Raw genomic sequence first — 4,296 nt, forward strand, 5'->3', positions numbered from 1 at the left:
ACTAACAGTACTGCCATTGTTTCACCCGCCTCTACCCCATCAGAGCGATCGCTAGAACAGACAACCATATCCCAGTCAACCCCACAAGTACCAACCGCAGCACCCGTTCCTGGGGCTTTGCGCGTTAGCAATCAAAGCGAGCAACCTTTGCGCGTCGCACTACTGACAAAACAGCCTGGAACGAGTTCTACAGCTAGTAAGGACAAATACAGCGAACCCATCCACTGGGACTTTGCACCTGGAGAAGGTAGCAGCCAAGGATTAATCTTATCCCTACCTCAAGGCAGCCTAAAACTGAAAAAAGGAGATGTGGTTGTCGCTTTCGCCGAAGATGGATCGCGTCGTTATTGGGGTCCATATATCGTAGGCGAGACACCAGCACCAGTTTTAGATCGGCAAACTTCTGAGTGGCAGTTAGTTTTACAGCCTTAAATCGGGAGTCGGGATAAGAGAGCTGAGGGAGCCCAGGGGGCTGAGGGAGCTGAGGGAGATAAGAGAGCTGAGGGAGCTGAGGGAGCAAAACTACCATGCACCACGCACCACGTACCACTTTTTAACCAACTACCAACTACCCATTACCCATTACCCATTACCCATTATCCACACCCCACACCCCACACCCTATTTACTGGTCACTGGTCACTGGTCACTGGTCACTGATAACTGGTCACTGGTCACTGTCACCCCACTCCCTACTACAATTAAACACGACCACTCATACGAGTCGTTTGACTGCGCGATCGCATGAAACTGAGTTTGGCTCGCAGCCTCGACCATTGGCTGCAAAACAGATCGGATCGGACAGCCTTAGCTTGGCTGTTGGCTATTATCTGGCTGTTGCTACTAGGAGGAATGGCTTTTTTCTGGCGCTTGGGTAGCAACGGGCTGCTGGATGAGACAGAACCTTTGTTTGTAGAAGCTGCCCGCCAAATGACAGTGACGGGAGATTGGATCACGCCCTATTTCAATGGCGAGACGCGATTTGATAAACCACCTCTGATATATTGGTCGATCGCGATCGCCTTTCACGCTTTAGGAGTCAACGAATGGGCGGCGCGACTTCCTTCAGCGATCGCGGGATTGTGTTTAGTTAGTTTTTGTTTTTACGTCCTGAAGCGTTATGGCATTGCAGCCAGGGCAAAAAAAGAATTTCTGCCAGTGAAAAATCGGCTCTCTAGTCCGAGTCAATTATGGCTGACGGCGGGTTTAGGGGCAACTATGCTCGCCCTTCATCCCTTGACTTTTTTCTTCGGGCGCTTGGGCTACTCAGATATGTTATTGAGCGCTTGTTTTGGCGGCGGACTGTTTGCTTTTTTTCTAGGTTACGCTCAAACAGAATTGCCAAAGGTGCGATCGCGATGGTATCTCACTTTTTACATTCTGATTGCCTTAGCGATTTTAACTAAGGGACCAGTGGGAATTGTCTTGCCAGGATTGATTATCTTCAGCTTTTTGTTTTATCTAGGCAAAGTTAGAGAAGTGTTGCGAGAAATGTCCTGGTTGCGCGGGATGGCGCTGGTGTTAGCCATTACCGTACCTTGGTATATTCTCGTCACGTTGGCAAATGGTGAAGCTTATATTGATTCTTTCTTTGGCGTTCACAATTTCGAGCGATTTACCAGCGTCGTCAACGAACACCAGGGACCTTGGTATTTTCACTTTATTGTTGTTTTATTAGGTTTTGCTCCTTGGTCGATTTATTTACCAGTGGCGATCGCCCGCATTCAGCCTTTACAGCGCCAGCACTGGCAAGATCGACCGCGATCGCACCATCTCGGCTTATTTGCCGTATTCTGGTTTGTGGGAGTGTTGGGCTTCTTTACCATTGCGGCAACGAAATATTTCAGCTATACCTTGCCATTAATGCCTGCGGCTAGCATTATTGTGGCTTTATGGTGGAGCGATCGCATTGCTCAAACGCAAAGTTTTCGCCGTCCTGGGTGGGGATTTAAACTCAGTTGCATTGCCAACCTAATTTTCTTGATTGTTCTCGCATTTGCCTGCTACTACAGCCCCAACTGGTTAGAAGACGATCCTTCTATGCCTAATATTGGCGCACGCATACAACAGGCAACTTTACCAATTATGGGAGCAGCGATTTGGCTAAGCAGCGCGATCGCCTGTTTAATTTTGGTACTCAAACGCCAGCATCATCGCCTCTGGGGAGTCAACTTAATTGGATTTGTTGCCTTTTTGATTTTTGTAGCATTCCCCTTCTCTCATTTAGTCGATCTCGAACGACAACTCCCTTTACGTCAATTAGCCCAAGCTGTCAACCAAGTCCGCCAGCCTGGGGAAGAATTAGTTATGCTGTCTAAGGGATTTCCCAAACCCAGTTTAGTATTTTATACTCAACATCCCGTTACATACGTTCTGCGATCGTCCCGCACTTCGCGCAAAATTCAACAACTACTGAGCAAACAAGAGTCTGCTACCAAGTCTGTGCTATTAATTGCCCCTAGTAAAGCTCTCTCTAAAACAGGCTTGTCACCTCAGCAATCCGAACCAATTAGTCAGGCTGGAATCTATCAATTACTTCGAGTTAGGTAATGGGTAATGGGTAATTGGTCGCTGACAAATGACAAATGACAAATGACAAATGACAAATGACAAATAACAAATGACTAATGACCAAAAAGTAGCTGCTTTATTAATTGGAGGACTGATATTTAGGATAATCATTGCATTTTTGCTTTATCCTGGTTTTGACGAAGCTTATTACTTTCTCTACACGGTAAATTTAGATTTAAGCTATTTCGATCATCCGCCTTTAGTGGCTCTGATGACTGGTTTTGGCAGCTGGTTAACAGGGGAAGTCTCCCAATTTACTATTCGATTAGGAGCGTTAATCTTACATACAGGTTCTCTATTTTTACTCTATTTAACTGGAGCGAGATTATTTTCGCCTTCAGCCGGAATCTTTGCCCTCGCGATCGCTTCCCTCGTCCCCATTTTTCAGATCGGTTTTGGTGTTTTAACTTTACCAGATAGTCCTTTAATCTTTTTTTGGACGGCTAGTTTATACTGCGCTAGCCAAGAGTTTTTTCCAAATAAACAAGAAAAAGCTCGACTTAAAAGATACCAACCTAGCTATCGCTTGGCAATCCTGAGCTTACTGGTTGGTTTAGCCTGCTTAAGCAAATATCACGGGTTTATATTAGGACTAGGATTAGTTGGCTTTTGTCTGACTCGTTCCCGTTATCGTTCTGCCTTATATTCTCCTTGGACTTTGCTCGGACTAGGATTATTTTGCTTAGCAATTTCTCCCATCTTAATTTGGAATAGCCAGCATGAATGGGTTTCTTTTCGCTTTCAATCACGGCGGGGAATTCCCTCGGGAGGATACAATTTTGTAGATTTATTTGTGACTTTCTTATCTGGAATTGGCTATTTATTTCCCACACTAGGACTTCCTTTGTGGTGGGTCAGCTTAAAGACATTTTTCAAAAATTTGTTCGTAAAGTTACCTCGGTCGAAGTTTAAGAGAACCGGAAGCGGGGAACAGGGAATAGTGACTGGTAGCGATCGCGAAATCTTAATTCTCTGGGTTTCTTTACCCCTAATTTTAGGTTTTACTTGGTTAGGAGGATACAAACAAATCTTACCAACTTGGGCTACACCTGGATTTTGGGGAGCTACTTTGCTGTTAGGGCAAGCAGCAACAGTCTGGAAAATCGCGCGTCCTCGCTGGGTACGTCGCTGGCTGTGGGGAACGGGAATCACACTTAGCAGTCTCTTGCTCTTTGCATTGCTGCACATCACAACGGGAACTTTGCAAAAACCAAGTCAGTATGCTCTATTTGGCGGGTTTGTACCTCCAGAGGACGATCCTTCGATCCAAATATTCGACATTCAGCAGTTGCGACAGGGATTTGCCACATCGCCAGTTTTACTCTCTGCTTTACAAAATTCCAGCTTTGTGTTTACCAATCGTTATTATCTCGCCGGACAAATAGGAATGGCTTTGGCTCCTCTCGCGTCAACACCGATGACAACCTTCGATCGCGATTTAAGGGGTTTCGCATTTTGGTCAAAACCTGATGAGTGGATTGGCAAAGATGCTTTGTACGTCACCAACAATCTTTTTGTCCAAGAACAAAAATTTCTCGATCGCTACAATCTTTACTTCCAATCGATTGAAAAGATTGGTACTGTACCCATCAAGCGCGGTGGAGCAATTATAGATACTTTTCACATCTACCAAGCAAAAAACCTCCTCAAACCCTATCCGCGTCCCTATGGAAACAAGTAGGTAGAGGAGCAGAAGGGCAGGGGGACAAGAGGGAACTCGGGGAC

3 protein-coding genes are annotated in these 4,296 nt (G+C 45.7%); all 3 read left to right on the top strand.

What is annotated here, in order from left to right:
• The coding region (locus C7Y66_RS29900) for a hypothetical protein (RefSeq protein ID WP_106548315.1) at nt 1-432 on the top strand (432 nt) is incomplete at its 5' end.
• A gap of 312 nt (nt 433-744) precedes the next feature.
• Nucleotides 745-2,550 (top strand): glycosyltransferase family 39 protein, encoded by a 1,806-nt coding sequence (locus C7Y66_RS29905; RefSeq protein WP_106548316.1) that lies wholly within the window; start codon nt 745-747, stop codon nt 2,548-2,550.
• A gap of 70 nt (nt 2,551-2,620) precedes the next feature.
• Nucleotides 2,621-4,252: a glycosyltransferase family 39 protein gene (locus C7Y66_RS29910; protein WP_106548317.1), complete on the top strand. Its 1,632-nt coding sequence runs from the start codon at nt 2,621-2,623 to the stop codon at nt 4,250-4,252.
• Nucleotides 4,253-4,296: the final 44 nt, after the last annotated feature.

The sequence above is a fragment of the Chroococcidiopsis sp. CCALA 051 genome (genome assembly GCF_003015105.1).
In the GTDB taxonomy this organism is placed as follows: Bacteria; Cyanobacteriota; Cyanobacteriia; order Cyanobacteriales; family Chroococcidiopsidaceae; genus Chroococcidiopsis; species Chroococcidiopsis thermalis.